This is a genomic window from Corallococcus llansteffanensis, from assembly GCF_003612055.1.
Classification (GTDB): Bacteria; Myxococcota; Myxococcia; order Myxococcales; family Myxococcaceae; genus Corallococcus; species Corallococcus llansteffanensis.
Genome location: NZ_RAWB01000919.1, coordinates 1 through 2,238, shown reverse-complemented (window position 1 = coordinate 2,238; position 2,238 = coordinate 1). Strand labels below are relative to the sequence as shown.

General features: G+C 69.1%; 1 protein-coding gene. It reads left to right on the top strand.

What is annotated here, in order from left to right:
- On the top strand, positions 1 to 2,238 hold a 2,238-nt coding region (locus tag D7V93_RS42070; protein WP_147451643.1), incomplete at both ends, for a condensation domain-containing protein.

Genomic DNA, 2,238 nt, shown 5'->3' with positions numbered 1-2,238 from the left:
AGGTGCGCGGCTTCCGCATCGAACTGGGCGAAGTCGAAGCCGCCCTGCGCAAAGCTCCGGGCCTCAAGGACGCGGTGGTGGTGGCGAAGGGCGAAGCCGCCGACAAGCGCCTCGTCGCCTACGTCGTCGCGAAGGCCGGCGAAGCCCTGGAAGCCGAAGCGCTCAAGGCGCAGCTGCGTCTGGGCCTGCCCGAGTACATGGTGCCCGGCACCGTGGTGGTGCTGGACGCCCTGCCGCTCAATTCCAACGGCAAGGTGGACCGCAAGGCCCTGCCGGAGCCCGAGGCGCCCCAGTCGGGGAGCACCTACCTCGCACCGCGCACAATGACGGAAGCGAAGCTCGCCGCCATCTGGGCCGAAGTGCTTCGGCTGCCGCGGGTGGGCGTGCGGGACTCCTTCTTCGAACTGGGCGGGCACTCGCTGCTCGCCACCCAGGTGGTGTCGCGGGTGCGCGCGGAGCTGAGCGTGGAGTTGCCTCTGCGCGCGCTCTTCGAGTCACCCACGGTGGAGGGCCTGGCCGGACGGCTTACTGGGCATACCGTCGCCAGCGCCTCGGGCCTCACACGCGTCTCGCATGAAGGCCCGCTACCCCTCTCCTTCGCACAGCAGCGCTTGTGGCTCATTGATCAGCTTGAGCCGGGCAGCCCCCTCTACAACATGCCCGTGGCGGTGCGGCTGGACGGCGCCCTGCATGCGGATGTGCTGGAAAGAGCGCTTCAGGAAGTCGTGCGCCGCCATGACGCCCTGCGCACCACGTTCGCCCAGGTGGACGGCGAGCCCGCGCAGATCATCCATCCTGAAGTCGCTCTGCCTCTGGGACGCATCGACCTCTCGGAGGTCGAAGCAGCGCAGCGAGAAGCCGAGGCTCGGGCGCAAGTGGCCCAAGAGATGCGCAGGCCCTTCGACCTGAGTACGGGCCCCCTCGTGCGCACGCTTCTCTTCAAGCTCACGGAGCGGGAGCACATCCTCGTCGTCAACATGCACCACATCATCTCCGACGGCTGGTCCCTCGGAGTGCTGGTGCGAGAGGTGAGCACGCTCTATGCCGCGTTCGCCCATGGCCAGCCGTCTCCCCTACCGGAGCTGGCCGTGCAGTACGCGGACTACGCCACCTGGCAGCGCCGCACGCTCAGCGGCGAAGCCCTGCGACGCGAAGTGGCCTACTGGGAGGGCAAGCTCTCCGGCGCTCCGGCCGTGCTGGAGTTGCCCACCGACCGGCCGCGACCGGCGGTCCGCAGCACCACGGGCGCGACGCTCGGCTTCACCCTTCCGCGCGAGTTGACGGAGAAGCTGCGGAGCCTGGGCCATCACGAGGGCGGCTCGCTGTTCATGGTGCTGCTCGCCGGTTGGCAAGCCCTGCTGTCACGCTACACGGGCCAGCAGGACCTCAGCGTGGGTTCCCCCATCGCGGGCCGCACCCGCGCGGAGACGGAGGGCCTCATCGGCTTCTTCGTCAACACGCTTGTGCTGCGCGCCAACGTGGAGGACGGCCAGTCCTTCCGCGCGCTGCTCCAGCAGGTGCGCGGCACGGTGCTCGAAGCGTATGAGCACCAGGACGTGCCCTTCGAGAAGCTCGTGGAAGTGCTGCAGCCCACGCGCAGCCTCAGCCACACGCCTCTCTTCCAGACGCTGCTGACGCTCCAGAACCTGCCCACCGAGGACGTGCGGCTGCCGGGCCTGCGCCTGCGAGGCCTGGCCTCCGAGCACACGACGTCGAAGTTCGACCTGAGCGCCTTCTTCTCGGAGACGCCGGACGGACTGCAGGGCGTGCTGGAGTACAGCACCGCGCTGTTCGAACGGAGCACGGTGGAGCGGATGGCCATCCATCTGCGCACACTGCTGGAAGCCGTGGCTGCGAAGCCTGAGCAGTCCGTGGCGGAGCTGCCCCTGCTCTCCTCCGACGAGCGTCAGCGTCTGCTGGTGGATTGGAACGGCACCACCGTTCCCAGCTCGATGGACGTCCCTGTGCACGTCCACTTCGCGCGCCAGGCGCACCGTACTCCCGACGCCGTAGCCCTCGTCCTGGGGGATACGACCCTGACGTACGCCCAGCTTGACGCTCGCGCCAACCAACTGGCCCACCACCTGCGCGCCCTCGGCATCACTCCCGGCGCCCGCGTCGGCCTCGCCGTCGAGCGCTCCTTCGAATTGGTGGTCGCGCTCCTCGCCATCCTCAAGGCCGGTGCCGCCTTCGTCCCCGTGGACCGCAACGCGCCCGTGGAGCGAATCACCGCGCTGC